14 protein-coding genes are annotated in these 12404 nt (G+C 75.2%); 3 read left to right on the top strand and 11 right to left on the bottom strand.

Features of this window, described 5'->3' with window-relative positions:
- Positions 1-56: 56 nt before the first annotated feature.
- Both GL259_RS03730 and GL259_RS03725 read right to left on the bottom strand, forming a co-directional pair.
- Positions 57-299, bottom strand: a complete 243-nt coding sequence (locus GL259_RS03730) for a helix-turn-helix transcriptional regulator (protein ID WP_159529138.1) — start codon at positions 297-299, stop codon at positions 57-59.
- Positions 300-547: 248 nt separating this feature from the next.
- Positions 548-769 carry a hypothetical protein gene (locus tag GL259_RS03725; protein WP_159529136.1) on the bottom strand — a complete coding sequence of 74 codons (222 nt, stop codon included), beginning with the start codon at positions 767-769 and terminating at the stop codon, positions 548-550.
- Between the two features lie 185 nt (positions 770-954).
- Between GL259_RS03725 and GL259_RS03720 the strand changes: the two genes are divergently transcribed.
- The 3 genes from GL259_RS03720 (at position 955) to GL259_RS03710 (ending at position 3770) form a co-directional block, all read left to right on the top strand.
- Complete coding sequence (locus GL259_RS03720) at positions 955-1950, top strand: helix-turn-helix transcriptional regulator (RefSeq protein WP_208026423.1); 996 nt, start codon at positions 955-957, stop codon at positions 1948-1950.
- A 290-nt stretch (positions 1951-2240) separates the two neighbouring features.
- On the top strand, positions 2241-2828 hold the full coding sequence (locus tag GL259_RS03715) for a hypothetical protein (RefSeq protein ID WP_159529132.1): 588 nt from the start codon (positions 2241-2243) through the stop codon (positions 2826-2828).
- 99 nt (positions 2829-2927) lie between these two features.
- A complete protein-coding gene (locus GL259_RS03710) occupies positions 2928-3770 on the top strand; it encodes an AfsR/SARP family transcriptional regulator (RefSeq protein WP_159529130.1) in 843 nt (280 codons plus the stop codon).
- Positions 3771-3802: 32 nt separating this feature from the next.
- On the opposite strand, the gene GL259_RS03705 is transcribed toward GL259_RS03710, so the two are convergent.
- The 9 genes from GL259_RS03705 to GL259_RS03665 all read right to left on the bottom strand — a co-directional run bounded on the left by GL259_RS03705 (position 3803) and on the right by GL259_RS03665 (position 12383).
- Complete coding sequence (locus GL259_RS03705; RefSeq protein WP_159529128.1) at positions 3803-4576, bottom strand: alpha/beta fold hydrolase; 774 nt, start codon at positions 4574-4576, stop codon at positions 3803-3805.
- Positions 4577-4578: 2 nt separating this feature from the next.
- The gene (locus GL259_RS03700; protein ID WP_159529126.1) at positions 4579-5856 is read right to left on the bottom strand and encodes an MFS transporter; all 1278 of its coding nucleotides are present in this window, start codon (positions 5854-5856) and stop codon (positions 4579-4581) included.
- Positions 5853-6389 (bottom strand): flavin reductase family protein, encoded by a 537-nt coding sequence (locus tag GL259_RS03695; protein ID WP_159529124.1) that lies wholly within the window; start codon positions 6387-6389, stop codon positions 5853-5855. Before GL259_RS03695 ends, GL259_RS03700 begins: the two co-directional genes overlap by 4 nt.
- Before the next feature lie 208 nt (positions 6390-6597).
- Entirely contained in the window at positions 6598-8208 is a 1611-nt protein-coding gene (locus GL259_RS03690) for an amino acid adenylation domain-containing protein (RefSeq protein ID WP_243762238.1), read from the bottom strand.
- Positions 8198-9142 carry a hypothetical protein gene (locus GL259_RS03685; RefSeq protein WP_159529122.1) on the bottom strand — a complete coding sequence of 315 codons (945 nt, stop codon included), beginning with the start codon at positions 9140-9142 and terminating at the stop codon, positions 8198-8200. The genes GL259_RS03690 and GL259_RS03685 overlap by 11 nt, the downstream gene beginning before the upstream one ends.
- Positions 9139-9828 (bottom strand): 4'-phosphopantetheinyl transferase superfamily protein, encoded by a 690-nt coding sequence (locus GL259_RS03680; protein ID WP_159529120.1) that lies wholly within the window; start codon positions 9826-9828, stop codon positions 9139-9141. The genes GL259_RS03685 and GL259_RS03680 overlap by 4 nt, the downstream gene beginning before the upstream one ends.
- Complete coding sequence (locus GL259_RS03675) at positions 9825-10919, bottom strand: acyl-CoA dehydrogenase (protein WP_208026422.1); 1095 nt, start codon at positions 10917-10919, stop codon at positions 9825-9827. The genes GL259_RS03680 and GL259_RS03675 overlap by 4 nt, the downstream gene beginning before the upstream one ends.
- Complete coding sequence (locus tag GL259_RS03670) at positions 10912-12126, bottom strand: acyl-CoA dehydrogenase family protein (RefSeq protein ID WP_243762237.1); 1215 nt, start codon at positions 12124-12126, stop codon at positions 10912-10914. Before GL259_RS03670 ends, GL259_RS03675 begins: the two co-directional genes overlap by 8 nt.
- The gene (locus GL259_RS03665; RefSeq protein ID WP_159529118.1) at positions 12123-12383 is read right to left on the bottom strand and encodes an acyl carrier protein; all 261 of its coding nucleotides are present in this window, start codon (positions 12381-12383) and stop codon (positions 12123-12125) included. The genes GL259_RS03670 and GL259_RS03665 overlap by 4 nt, the downstream gene beginning before the upstream one ends.
- Positions 12384-12404: the final 21 nt, after the last annotated feature.

Raw genomic sequence — 12404 nt, 5'->3', positions numbered from 1 at the left:
CCGTGCGGAGGCGGGTGCGGACCCCGGTGACCGGGTGCGGGCCCACCGCCGCCGTCTCACCTCTGCAGCAGGTCGAGGCCCGCTCTGCGGGAGACCTCGAGGGCGAGGATCATCAGGTGCGCCCGGTTGCTGGCTCCCGTCTTCCCGCGGATCCTGCGCAGGTACGTGTCCACGGTGTGCGGGCTCAGATTGAGCCTCCGGGCGATGGAGATGTAGGTGTATCCCTGGGCCAGGTAGGACAATACTTGGCGTTCGCGGTCGCTGAGGGTGTCCAGGACCTCGACGGCGATGGGACTCACGGGGAGCCTTTCGTGGGGGGACGAGGCTGCGCGGCGCGATGGTGCGCGCCGGTGCGGGCGCGGGACGGCTGAATCAACCGGCAAGCTTCCGACCCGGGTTAAGGTGTGGATGTCTTGTGGAGGACAAGCGGGGGTGCGCACTGACTCGCGTGAGGCACGGCTCGAGTACGAACAGCGCGTGCTCGGCGCGTCCGCGGCGGCACGGCGGTGCCGCGGGCGCGGAGGCCGGCCGAGGGCCCCGCGCCGGATCAGCCCCAGCCGCTGTCGTTGTCGTCGTCGGCCGTGACCGCTGCCGTGGCGGTCGCCGAGCGGCCCCACCCGCTGTCCCCGTCGGTCGGGGCGGCCGAGGCCGCCGTCGTGAGGGCCGGGGAGTCCGCCGGTGCGCAGGAGGCGTGCACTCCGAAGAGCCCGACTGCGAGGACCGCAGCCAGTGGGGCGGCGATGGCGAGGTGGGGACGAACCGGTTTCATCGAGGCACTCCTAGCGCGGTATCAGGGAGTCGGCGGGGTCGTTCCGCTGATCTCCGGGACTTCAAGTGTGTTGTGTGAGCGGGTCCATGACCACCGATGACGGTGCTCACCAAGTTGTCCGGCAGCAAGACGAAGAGGGATCAGAAGTGCCCATACTGGACGAAAACCACTCAATCGACCCGCCGATGCGACCGAGTGAACGGGAAGCGACCCTTTACCGCTGGATAGCCCGCAACCAGCGCCTCGAACCGGACCGCGCCGCGCGTGAACTGGGCCTGGACCGCGAGGAGATAGACGCCGCCCTGCTGTCCCTCACCGGCATGGGACTGCTCAAGGCGGACGCGGAGGACCCCACCCGGCTGCGACCGGTCGACCCGGACCTGGTCGGCGTCGTCGTCACCGGCCGCCTGGAAGCCGCGATCCGCACCCAGCAGGCCGAACTGCACCGCATCCGCGAGCAGTTCTCCGATCTGCGCGGACACTACATGGACAGCCTCAGCCACGCCTCCGCCGACGTGGAGATCGTGCCGCGCGTGGAGGAGGTGCGGGCCGCCCTCAACCGTGCCTCCGCCGAGTGCGCCGAGGAGATGCTGACCAGCCAGCCCGGCGGCCGACGGGACCCCGCGGTCCTCCAGGAGGCACTCGGCCGGGACTCCGCCTTACTCGCCCGCGGCGTGCGCATGCGCACCCTCTACCACCACACCGCACGCTTCAACGGCCCGAGCCAGGCGTACGTCGCCACGCTGTCGGCGCTCGGTGCCGAGTACCGCACCGCCCACCAGCTGTTCGGCCGACTCATCGTCTTCGACCGCAAGATCGCCTTCGTGCCCGAACACGGCGACTCCGAGGGCGCCGTGGTGGTGCGCGAGCCGTCCCTGGTGCACTACCTGAGCGAGATCTTCGAACAGACGTGGTCCCTCGCCGAGCCGTTCTCCGACGCCGCCGTCGACGGACTCGAAGCCGTCGCCAAGGACGTCGACCGGACCATCGTGCGGCTCCTCGCCGCGGGGCTCAAGGACGAGACCATCGCCCGCCGCACGGGCATGTCGCTGCGCACGGCGCGCAAGCACATCGCGGACATCATGGAGACACTCGGGGCGGAGAGCCGGTTCCAGGCGGGTTTCCTGGCCGCCCGCAGCGGTCTCGTCGACTTCGTGGAGCCCGGCTCGGAGAACAGCTGAGGACATACGCGTACCGGTCTCGCCGCCCGCCCCTCATCTGGGTACCGTAAGCCCGGGACTACCGCGACGCGCCCTCAGCTTGCAGAGTCTCGAGCACGCCACACCGACGTGCCGGAGCCAGGGCCCGCACACGGCTGCGGCCACGTGCCGGAGGGGATGAGCAGATCCTCCTTCCCCGGACGCGCCGTACGCCCCCGGGCGACGACGTGAGCACGCCCCGGTCCACCGGTGGCCCGTCCGAAGGCCACCCCGCCGCAACGTCGTCGGCTTGCTTCCAGGAGGGCTTCGTCGTGGTCGTACCGCTCGCCGTCGGAGAGGCGCGACAATGGGGGAAGCAGGACGTGGACATGGAATCGGCTCCGGTCGTCAGCAGAACTGCCCTGGACGTGTTCGCACGGGATCTGGCGCTGTGCCTGTCGGTCCACCGCGACCGCGGCCCGGCCCTCGTCTGGCCGGACGGTCTGGAGGCCCTCGCGGCCGAGCCCTCCCTGGCCGACTTCGCGCAAGTGATCGCCGGGACCGCGACGGCCACCACGCCGCCGATGCCGCCCGGCTGCCCCGGGGGAGTGGCCGAGGAACTGGGCCGGCTGCTGGGCTGCGAGGTGCGCAGGTCGCTCGTCCTGCTGCTGGCCGGCGAGGAACGCCCGGACAACAGGGCCGCCACCGATCTGGTGCTGCTGCCCGTGCAGGGCGGGTGCGACTGCCGGGTGGAACTGGAACCGCGTGGCGCGGACCCCGCCGCCTCCCCCCGGGACCTGAACCTGCGTCTGCGGGTCGGCGAGGCGCTCTACGTGCCCGGCGGACTGACCTACGCCCTCGGCGGGGTGCACGCCCCGTGCCTCCTCCAGGTGATCTCGCTGCACGCCGCCTCCTGGTGACCGCGGGCCCGGCCCGCCCCGCGCGGGGACCGCGAATCCGTGACTTCCCTCCGGCCCGTCCGCCGAGGACGATCTCTGTCGTCACGAAAGGTGGGTCGTATGAAGTTCACCGTCCTTGGACCGCTCACGCTGCGCGACGGCGGCGACCTCCGGGCCCTGCCCACGGCGCCGAAAACCCGCAGTCTCCTCGCGCTGCTCCTGCTCCACGGCGGCCAGCCCGTGCCGCAGGACACCTGCCGGGAGGAACTGTGGCCCGAGGAGATGCCGCCCACCGCCGTGCAGAGCCTGCACACCCGGGTGCTGCACCTGCGCCAGGCCCTCGCGGCCGTGCCGTCGGCGGGCTCGCTGCGCGCCGCCAAGCGGATCCTGGTCACCGAGCCCGGCGGTTACGCGCTCCGGCTCGGGGAGAGCGGCCTGGACCTGCACGACCTGGAGCACCGGCTGCGCGTCGCCCGGCAGGCGGAACTGGTCCGTGACGACCGCAAGCTGTCGTTCGCGCTGCGCGACGCCCTGAGCCTGTGGCGCGGCCCGGTGCTCGGGGACACCCCGGCGGGTCCGCGCATCCAGGCCCACGTCACCGCCTTGGAGGAGCGGCGCGTCACCCTGCTGGAGAAGTGCGTGGAGGCGGAGCTGCGCCTCGGCCTGCACCACGAACTGCTGCCCGAACTGCGCAGTCTGACGGTGTACTTCCCCACCCACGAGAACCTGCACGCCCAGTACATGATCGCCCTCTACCGGTCCGGCCGGGTGGCCCAGTGCCTGGAGGCGTACCGCGGGCTGCGCGACCGCCTGGTGACGCAGATCGGCATCGAGCCGTCGCCCCGGCTCCGCGAACTGCACGCGGCCGTCCTCGCGGAGAGCCCCGAACTCACCGCGCCCGGCCCCGGCCCGGTCGGCCGGCTCTCGTCCCCGCTCGGCTCGCGCCTGCTCAGCGCGGGCTGAACGCGGCCGGCCGGGGCCCGCGCCCGGGTCCGTCACACCGACGCGAGGACCCGCCGCTCCACGTCCGCCACCAGCGTGTCCAGCACGTCCTGGAGGTAGAAGTGCCCGCCGGGGAAGTCGAGGACCTCGGTCGGCCCGGTGGTGTGCCGCGCCCACTCACCGGCCGCCTCGGCGGAGACGTCCTTGTCCTGCCGTCCGTAGTAGACGGTGATCGGGGTGTTCAGGGCGCGCTCGGCGCCGGTGAACGTGTAGGTCTCCATCAGCCGGTAGTCCCCGCGGATGGCCGGCAGGAGGAAGGCGCGGAACTCCTCGTCGGCCAGCATCGCCGCGTCCGTGCCGCCCTGTTCCAGGACGTCGGCGACCAGCGCCTCGTCCCCGTCCAGGTGGCGGCGCCCCGGCGGCACCAGGTGCGGCGGCACCATGCCCGACACGAAGAGGTGGGCGACGTCCCTGCCGTGCGCCCGGCGCAGCAGCCGCGCCACCTCGTAGCCCAGGGCCGCCCCCATGCTGTGCCCGAACAGGGCCAGCGGCCGGTCCGTCAGCGGCAGCAGTGCGGCGGCGACCTCCTCGGCCAGCACCTGCATGCGCGTGACGCACGGCTCGGCGAAGCGGTCCTGGCGCCCCGGGTAGCACACCGGGACGACGTCGAGGGAACCGGCCAGCCGCTCCGCCCACGGGCGGAAGAACGTCGGCGCCCCGCCCGCGTGCGGCAGGCAGACGAGGGTCGCCGGCAGCGGTGCCGGGGCGGGGACGTAGCGGCGCAGCCACAGGCCCCGGCCGGGTTCTGCGTCGGTGTGCACACTCATGGTCAGTCCTTCGCTTCGGGTGTCGGTTCCGCGGTCAGTGCCCCGGCGGGCATCCACCGCAGGAACGGGACGATGATGACGGCCGCCGCCACCGCGAACACCGCGAAGGCGGCGGACAGGCCGGCCGCCTGGGCGAGCGCGCCCGCCAGGGCCGAGCCCAGCGGCAGCGCGCCCCAGCTGAACATGCGCAGCGCGGCGGTGTACCGGCCCAGGAGCGCGTCGGGCACCAGCGACTGCCCGATGGTCCGGGAGTTGACCGACCACAGGACGCCGCCCATGCCGCCCAGGAAGGCCGCCACCGTGTTGAGCACCAGCGACGACGTCAGCCACGGCGTGGCGACCAGGACCAGGGTGCCGAGCAGGTCGGCGAACATCGCCCCCTTGCGGCCCAGCAGCCGGTTGACGAGGCCGACGGTCACCGCGCCGACCACGCCGCCCAGGCCCAGGGCGCTCATCAGCACCCCGTACCGGCCGTCGTCGGCGCCCATGGAACGGGTGGCGGCCAGCGGGATCAACGCCATCCAGGCACCCCAGCAGGCGCACATCACGGTCAGCGTGAGCGCCATGGTCCGCAGCACCCGGTTGCCCCACAGGAAGGCGAGACCCGCCCGGATGTCGCCGTGCACCGAGCGCACCGTGCCGCCCCGGCCGGCCTCGGCCCGGAACCGGCCCGCGAGGGGGACGAGCGGGAGCAGGACCAGCGTGCCCAGCACATAGGTGACGGCCGTCGTGCCGAGCGCCGCCGCCGTGCCCGCGGCCAGCAGCGCCGCGCCGACCAGGGGCCCGGCGAACTGGTTGCAGACGGTCTCCGCGCCCGCCATCCACGCGTTGGCCCGCTCCCGGCCGGGGCCCGTCACGGCGGCCGGCACCAGGGACGCCGCGGCGGTGAGCGCCACCACCTCGGCGACGCCGAGCACCAGGCCGCAGGCGAACAACAGGGCGACGCCCGCGCCGCCCCCGGACGCCGCGGCCATCAGGACGAGCACCGCCAGGGCCCGCGCCCCGTCCGCGAGCCACAGCAGCAGCCGCCGGTCGAAGCGGTCGACGAGGACGCCGACGTGCAGCGAGGTCAGCAGCCACGGCAGGGTCAGGGACAGGGCGACGGCGGAGACCGCCAGGGGCGAGTCGGTGACGCGGGCGGCCATCAGCGGGATGACCAGCTTCGTCACGCCGTCGGCGAGGTTGGTGACGGCGGTGAAGACCGTCAGCAGCCAGGTGTTGCGCCGGCTCACCCGGTGCGGGGGCGCTGTCGCGCCGGGGGCGGCGGGCGTCGCGGTCATACCGGGAACTCCAGGGGCGAGGGCCGGCGGGCGAAGTGCACCAGGGGCGTGGCGTCCTCGTCCGCGCGGGCGTGCACGACCCGGCCGGAGACCAGGACGTGGTCGTCCAGGGGCACACAGTCCGACACCCGGCACACCACACCGGCCACGGCCCCCTCCAGCAGCGGAGCACCGTGGACCGTGTCGTAGGGGACCTGCTCGAACCGCCGTCCGGCGGGCAGCCGCGCGAACCGGTCGACGAGGGGGCGCTGCCGCCACGACAGCACGTTGACGGCGAAGGCCCCCGCCTCCCGGACGGCGCGCAGCGTGCCGCTGCCCGACGCGAGCGACATCACCAGCGTCGGCGGGCGGTCGGTGAGCGAGAACACCGCGGTGGCGGTGCAGCCCACCGGACGGGACCCCGCCTGGGCGGTGATCACCGTCACGCAGGTGGCGAAACGGGTCATCGCCTCCCGGAACTCGGCGGGCGCGACCGTGCCGGCCCTCTCGGGCACGGGGCTCGCGGCAGAGGCCTCCGCGGTGAGCGGGGTCATCGGCGACTTCCTTCCGGGGGGAGCGGCGGGCGGCCGGCCTGCGGGCGGGGCGTCGGGGAACAGCCGCCTGGACGGGGCGTCGGGCGGCTCGCTGACGGGCGGGGCATCGGGGGCGTCCTCCTGGACGGGGGTCGGGGTTCCTACCGGCGGGCGGCCACCGGGGAGCGGCCGTCCGGACGGGGTCTCGGCGGGCCTCCCGCGGGGCGCGTCATCGGTTGCCTCCTTCCGCCGGCCGGGCGTCCGGACGCGGGGCGCCGTGCGCGGTGCCGGGCGCCCGCAGGACATGCCGCAGGGCCGCGCGGTCGGTCTTGCCGTTGGCGTTCAGCGGCAGGGTGTCCAGGACCGTGAGCGAGGCGGGGACCATGTACGCGGGCAGCCGCGACCGCAGTGCGGCCAGCACCCCGGACGGGTCGACGGCGTCGCCGGTGCAGGCGGCGGCCAGACCGGTCCGGCCGCCCGTGTCCGGCACCGCCAGGACGACGGCGTCCCGCACCCCGGGCGCGGCGCGCAACGCCGCCTCGACCTCGCCGAGTTCGACCCGGTAGCCCTGGACCTTGACCTGCTGGTCGAGACGGCCCAGATAGGCCAGTCCCTCCTCGGTCACGCGCACCCGGTCACCGGTGCGGTAGTACAGGCCGGGCTCCGGGGGAGCCGTGTCCGTCACGACGGTGGCCGTGCCGTCCGCGTACCGCACGAAGCGGCCACGGTTGTCCTCCGGGTCGAGGTAGCCGGGGAACCGCTGGACGCCGCGGACGCACAACTCGCCCTCGGCGGCCGGGTGTCCGTCCTCGTCGAGCACCAGGTGGTCGAGACCCGGGTACACCGTGCCGATCGGCACCGCCGATCCCGTCCGCGCCGCGCCGTCCGCGCCGTCCAGCCGGAACTGCGCGCAGCTCAGGGTGAGTTCCGTCGGACCGTACAGGTTCTCCAGCACGGACGCCGGTGCCGCCGCCTGCCAGGCCGCCGCCTGGGCGGGGGTGAGCGGCTCGCCGCAGAACAGGCTCCAGCGCAGCCCCGGCATGGAGTTCGGGCCGAGCTGCCGCAGCCGGGCGGCGAGCGAGACGACGGACGGCACGGAGAACCAGTGGGTGATGTTTTCCCGGGCCACGAACCGGGCCGGGGCGAGCAGATCGTTGGGGCCGGGCACCACGACGGTGCCGCCGGACGCCCACGCCCCGAACAGGTCGAAGACGGACAGGTCGAAGGTGAGGTCGAAGGTCTGGCTCAGCCGCGACCCCACGCCCAGGCCGTAGCGCGGGACGACGTGGTCGAGGTAGGCCTCGACGCTGCGGTGCTGCACCGGAACGCCCTTGGGGGCGCCGGTGGAGCCGGAGGTGAACAGCACGTAGCACACGTCGTCCGGGTCCACCGGGCGGGCCGGCGGGGCCGGGTGGTCCGCCGCGGTGTCCGGTCCGCCGGCGGCGGGCGGGGTGATCACCGGCACCGGCAGCGCCGCCCCGGCCCGGTCGGGCTGCGCCAGGACCAGGTCCAGGCCGGCCCGTGCGGCGACGTCCGCGGTGCGCGCCACCGGGAAGGCCGGGTTGAGCGGGACGACGACGGCGCCCAGGCGCTGCACCGCGAGGTAGCCCGCGTACGCCGTGACGGTGCGGGAGGCCAGCAGCCCCACGCGCCGGGGCACCGCGCCGCCGCGCGCGTCGAGGAGCAGCCGGGCCAGCCGGCCGGCCAGCGACTCCAGCCGCCGGTAGGTGTACGACTCGCCCCCGACCTCCAGGGCGACCGCGTCCGGGTGGCGGCGCGCGGTCGCCGCGAACCGGCCGTACAGCCCCGCCGGGGTGTTCATGACGTGCTCAGCGTCCATGGCTCAGGTCCTCCGTCCACGAGGTGGCCGTCGTCTCCAGGTCCCGCAGGGCGTCGAGGAGTTCCGTGAACGCCCGCTCGATCACGGCCGGGCGGGGCCGGCCGCGTGCGGCGGAGGCCGTCACGAAGCGGGCCGCGCGCGGCAGTTCCGCCCAGGCGGCCGCCGCCCGTTCCGCGGCCCGCGGTGTCCCGGCGCCCAGCGCGGCGAGCCGGTACCGCTGGTGGCGGGCCGCCGTCCACAGGTCGTCGGCGTGCGCGGCCAGGGCCGACGGGTCGTGGCACACCCGCTCGGCGACGTGGCGCAGCGCGTCGGCGCCGTGCACCCAGTGGCCCTCGCCGGCCGGTCGCCGCACGGTGCCGGCGCGTTCCAGCCACCGGTACTCCCGGGCGTCGGCCGGGTCGCTCTCCTCGCCCAGCGCGTAGCGGTCCCGGTTGGCGGCCTGCGGGGTCAGGGCGGTCGGCGGCGTCAGGGCGGTGCGCAGTTCGGCGTCGCTCAGGGTGCCCGACCAGGGGGTGTGGACACCGTGCGGCGTCAGCGCCTGGAACGGGTCGCACACCGCCCAGCGGCCGTCGCTCAGGGCCTCGACGAGCAGCCAGTGCGGGGTCTGCGTCCCGCCGTACGCCGGGGACCAGGGCAGGTGCCGGGTGTTGCCCACGGCGATCACCCGTCCGCGGAGGCCGGCCTCCCGGGACAGCGCCTCCCGCGCCGCCTCCCAGCCGGCGGCGGAGCGGTGGACGAGGCCGGTGCCGTGTGCGTCGACGTCGATCCGGGCGTGGTGGGAGAAGGCCGTGCCCCCCTCGGGAGGGTCGGTGCGCACGGCCAGGCGTATCGCGGCGGCGAACTCGGCGTGCACCGCCGGGCGTTCGGGCTCCAGATAGGGCAGCAGCGCGGCCGTGTAGCAGCTCAGCTCCGGTGCTGCGGCTTCGGTGGTCATGGGGTCTCCGGTACGCGGGTCGGGTCCGGCAGGGCGGTGTAGGCGATGCTCAGCGGGACGGACGTCCGGCCGCGGAGGCTGATCCAGTGGTAGGGGCCCCAGGTGCCCCGTGTGGCGGGCAGCGGGACGTCGATGGCCCAGGGCCGGCCGGCCAGGCCGGTGCCCGCCGCCTTCACACAGGCCTCCTGCACGGTCCACAGCCAGGTGAACTCCCGGGCGCGCAGCCCCTGCGGGAGCCGGGCCAGCGCGTCCGCGCGCCGGTGTGCGCAGCGGCGCAGCAGGGCGTCCGCCACGGTCGGCGGCGGGTGCTGCACGTCCAGCCCGACCGCGTGGCCCACGGCCGCGCAGGCGGCGACGGCGTCACCGTCGTGACTGACGCTGATGCCGATCTCCGGCCGGCCGGCGAGGGCGGGGCGGCCGTGCGCCGAGTAGACCACCTCGGCGTCCCGGGCCTCGGGGAAGCGGGCGGCGAGCAGCCCGCGCAGCACCCGCCGGGCCGCGAGCCGTTCGGCGGCGCGGCGCGGGGGCAGCGTGGCGGCGTCGGCCAGGTCCCGTTCGGTGAGGCGGCCCCGGGGCGGGCAGCCGTCGGCGAGCGCCACCCACACCCCGGGCGCCGCCTCGGTGAGCAGCCGGCTCCGGTGCCGTACGCTCCGCGGGAGGACGTGGCGCACCGCGGTGCCGTTCATGCGGCCAGCCCTTCCAGCAGCGGGACCAGCCGGTCGGCCACGGTGTCCAGGACCACCTCGGTCGCACCCCCGCCGATGCCGAACAGAGCTGCCTCGGCGCGCAGTTGCTGGATGCCGTCGGCGGAGAACCCGTCCGCGCCCCACAGCTGTGCGCAGGCCGACAGGACGTGGTCCACCGTGGCACCGGACGCCGCCTTGAGGACCGCGGCCGTGGTGGCGTCCCGCTCGCCGGTGATCCGGTCGCACGAGGCCGTCCACAGGGCGTCCAGCGCGCTGACCCGCACGGCGCACTCCGCGAGCCGTTGCCGTACGGCCGGGTGGCGGTCGAGCGGGGTGCCGTCGAGGGTGCGCCCGGCGAGCCGGGTGGCGGTGTCCGCGAGCACGCGGCGGCACAGTTCGGTGCCCCAGGCGGCCGAGGCGAGCCGTTCGACGGCGATGTTCCGGGCGAACAGGGGCAGCCCGCGGCCGGGCCGCCCCAGCAGGTGGCCGCGGTCCAGCCGGCACCCGGAGAAGGTGACGTGGCCGACGCCGGACCCGGCGAACAGCGGGGTGCCGGCCGGGCGCACCGTCACGCCCGGGGCGTCGAGCGGGACGAGCAGCCAGGTGAAGCTGGTGAAGTGACGGCCGGGACGGTGCCGGGCGAGGACCAGGGCGTGGTCGGCGGTGGTGGCCGAGGTCACCCAGCGCTTCACCCCGTCCACGACGACCGTGCCGCCGTCGCCGTCCGCCGCCGTCAGGTCCGCACGGGTGGCCAGGCCGGCGAGGTCCGAGCCGGCCTGCTCGTCGGTGGCCGCCAGCGCCAGCAGGGACCGCCCTTCGCACGCCGCGCCCAGCACCTTCTCCGCCACCGGCGACGACGCGGTCTGCGCCAGCAGCGGCAGCGCCGTGGCCAGCTGGACGAGCAGCGACAGCACGAGCCCCTGCGGACCCCGCGCGTCGGCGGCGCCCAGCAGGCCCCGCAGCAGCCCCGCGTCGATCTCCCCGGCGGGACCGGCGGGGTACAGCCGGTCGAGCACGCCCGCGCGGGCCAGCCCCGTCAGCACCTCCCGGGCGTCCCGGCCGGGCGGCAGGACGCCGGGCGCCTCAGACACAGCGCACCTCCTGGTCGAGCAGGACGAGCCGGCCGTCGGCCAGGTGGAGGCGGTCGTTGCTGTAGTTCAGCGCGGCCGACCGCAGGTCGCGCAGGGCGCGTTCGAGGCCGGTGGGGGAGTCCTTGAGGTAGCCGTGCCGCATGCCGAGCGCGGTCACCAGGTCGTCGACCGCCCGGTGGCACTGCTCGGAGGCGGTCAGCTTCAGGGCGTTGACCAGCAGCTGGTGCCGGGGGTGCGACAGGTCCGCGTCCTCCTCCACGGCCCGGCGGACCACGCCGGCGGTGTGCCGCAGCATCGCGTGCACCGTGTCCAGGCGCTGCCGCGCCGTGGAGAGCCGGGTGAGCAGCAGCTCGGAGGAGAGGTCGGAGCGGCGGCGGCCGGGGCCGCCGCGCAGCACCGACACCACGCGCGACAGGGCGCCGCTCGCGGTGCCCAGCCACGCCGCCGACCAGCCCAGGTGGGCCAGCGGGCCGAAGGTGTTCATCGCGATCCGCCGGAAGGCACCGTGCTCCCCGACCACCTGGTCCTCGGGGACCCGGCCGGTCAGCTGGAGCGCGGTGCTGTGACTGGCGCGCATGCCCAGGGGGTTCCAGGTGCCGCGCTGCTCCACCTCCAGCTGGTCGCGGCGGGCGAAGACGAGGGAGACCTCGCCGTCGGAGCGGGCCCGCGGGCTGCGCATGGTGATGAGGTAGCCGTCGGCGTGCATCCCGCCGGTCACCACGGGGGCGAACCGGTCGATCTCCAGCCGTCCGTCCCGCGCGCCGAGTTCGGCCCGCGCCGAGAGCAGGTGGCCGCCCTTGTCGGCCTCGGTGGTGACCGAGGCGAGGTACATCCGCCCGGCGGCGATCTCCGGCAGCAGCTCCGCGGCCAGACGCGGGCCGGCGTGCCCGGCGACCGCGGCGACCTGCTGGCAGTGCATGGCGAACACCATGGCCGTGGACATGTCGGCGCGACCCAGCTCCATGGTGACGTCGATCAGGTCGTCGACGGTGCCGCCGGGGCCCCCGTGCCGGGTGGGCACCAGCAGCCCGAGCAGCCGGGGCCGCAGGGCGTCGAGCACGGCCAGGGGGAACTCGGCCCGTTCGTCGCAGTGCGCGGCGTGCCGGACGGCCAGGGCGGACACCTGGTCGACCTCGGCGCGCAGCGACGCGGACAGTCCGGACGCGGGGACGTCCGGCACGCGCGCGGCCGGTGCGGGGGCGCTCACACCGACTCCGCCGTGACCGCGCCGGTGTCCCGCGCGGCCTGCACGGCCCGCCACAGGTTGCCGGCCGTGGCGAAGGTCTCCTCGACCAGGGCCTCGTCGGGCAGGGAGACGCCGAGGCCGTCCTCCAGCGCGAACATCAGCTCGATGGCCTGCATGGAGTCCAGCCCGTAGGTGCGCAGGGGGGTGTCCTCGGTGATGGTCTCGCCGTGGAGGAACGGCAGGAACGGCGTGAGCGTCTCGACGAAGCGTGTGTCCATCGTGATCAGTGCCTTTCTGGG

The organism is Streptomyces sp. Tu 3180 (genome assembly GCF_009852415.1).
Classification (GTDB): domain Bacteria; phylum Actinomycetota; class Actinomycetes; order Streptomycetales; family Streptomycetaceae; genus Streptomyces.
The sequence above is the reverse complement of the archived record's forward strand: the minus strand, read 5'-3'. Positions and strand labels throughout refer to the sequence as shown.

What these genes read in the sequence shown, in the direction of transcription:
- GL259_RS03725 (WP_159529136.1), bottom strand. Translation starts at nt 769, where the DNA reads ATGAAACCGGTTCGTCCCCACCTCGCCATCGCCGCCCCACTGGCTGCG.
- GL259_RS03720 (WP_208026423.1), top strand. Translation starts at nt 955, where the DNA reads ATGCGACCGAGTGAACGGGAAGCGACCCTTTACCGCTGGATAGCCCGC.
- GL259_RS03710 (WP_159529130.1), top strand. Translation starts at nt 2,928, where the DNA reads ATGAAGTTCACCGTCCTTGGACCGCTCACGCTGCGCGACGGCGGCGAC.
- GL259_RS03705 (WP_159529128.1), bottom strand. Translation starts at nt 4,576, where the DNA reads ATGAGTGTGCACACCGACGCAGAACCCGGCCGGGGCCTGTGGCTGCGC.
- GL259_RS03700 (WP_159529126.1), bottom strand. Translation starts at nt 5,856, where the DNA reads ATGACCGCGACGCCCGCCGCCCCCGGCGCGACAGCGCCCCCGCACCGG.
- GL259_RS03695 (WP_159529124.1), bottom strand. Translation starts at nt 6,389, where the DNA reads ATGACCCCGCTCACCGCGGAGGCCTCTGCCGCGAGCCCCGTGCCCGAG.
- GL259_RS03690 (WP_243762238.1), bottom strand. Translation starts at nt 8,208, where the DNA reads ATGGACGCTGAGCACGTCATGAACACCCCGGCGGGGCTGTACGGCCGG.
- GL259_RS03685 (WP_159529122.1), bottom strand. Translation starts at nt 9,142, where the DNA reads ATGACCACCGAAGCCGCAGCACCGGAGCTGAGCTGCTACACGGCCGCG.
- GL259_RS03680 (WP_159529120.1), bottom strand. Translation starts at nt 9,828, where the DNA reads ATGAACGGCACCGCGGTGCGCCACGTCCTCCCGCGGAGCGTACGGCAC.
- GL259_RS03665 (WP_159529118.1), bottom strand. Translation starts at nt 12,383, where the DNA reads ATGGACACACGCTTCGTCGAGACGCTCACGCCGTTCCTGCCGTTCCTC.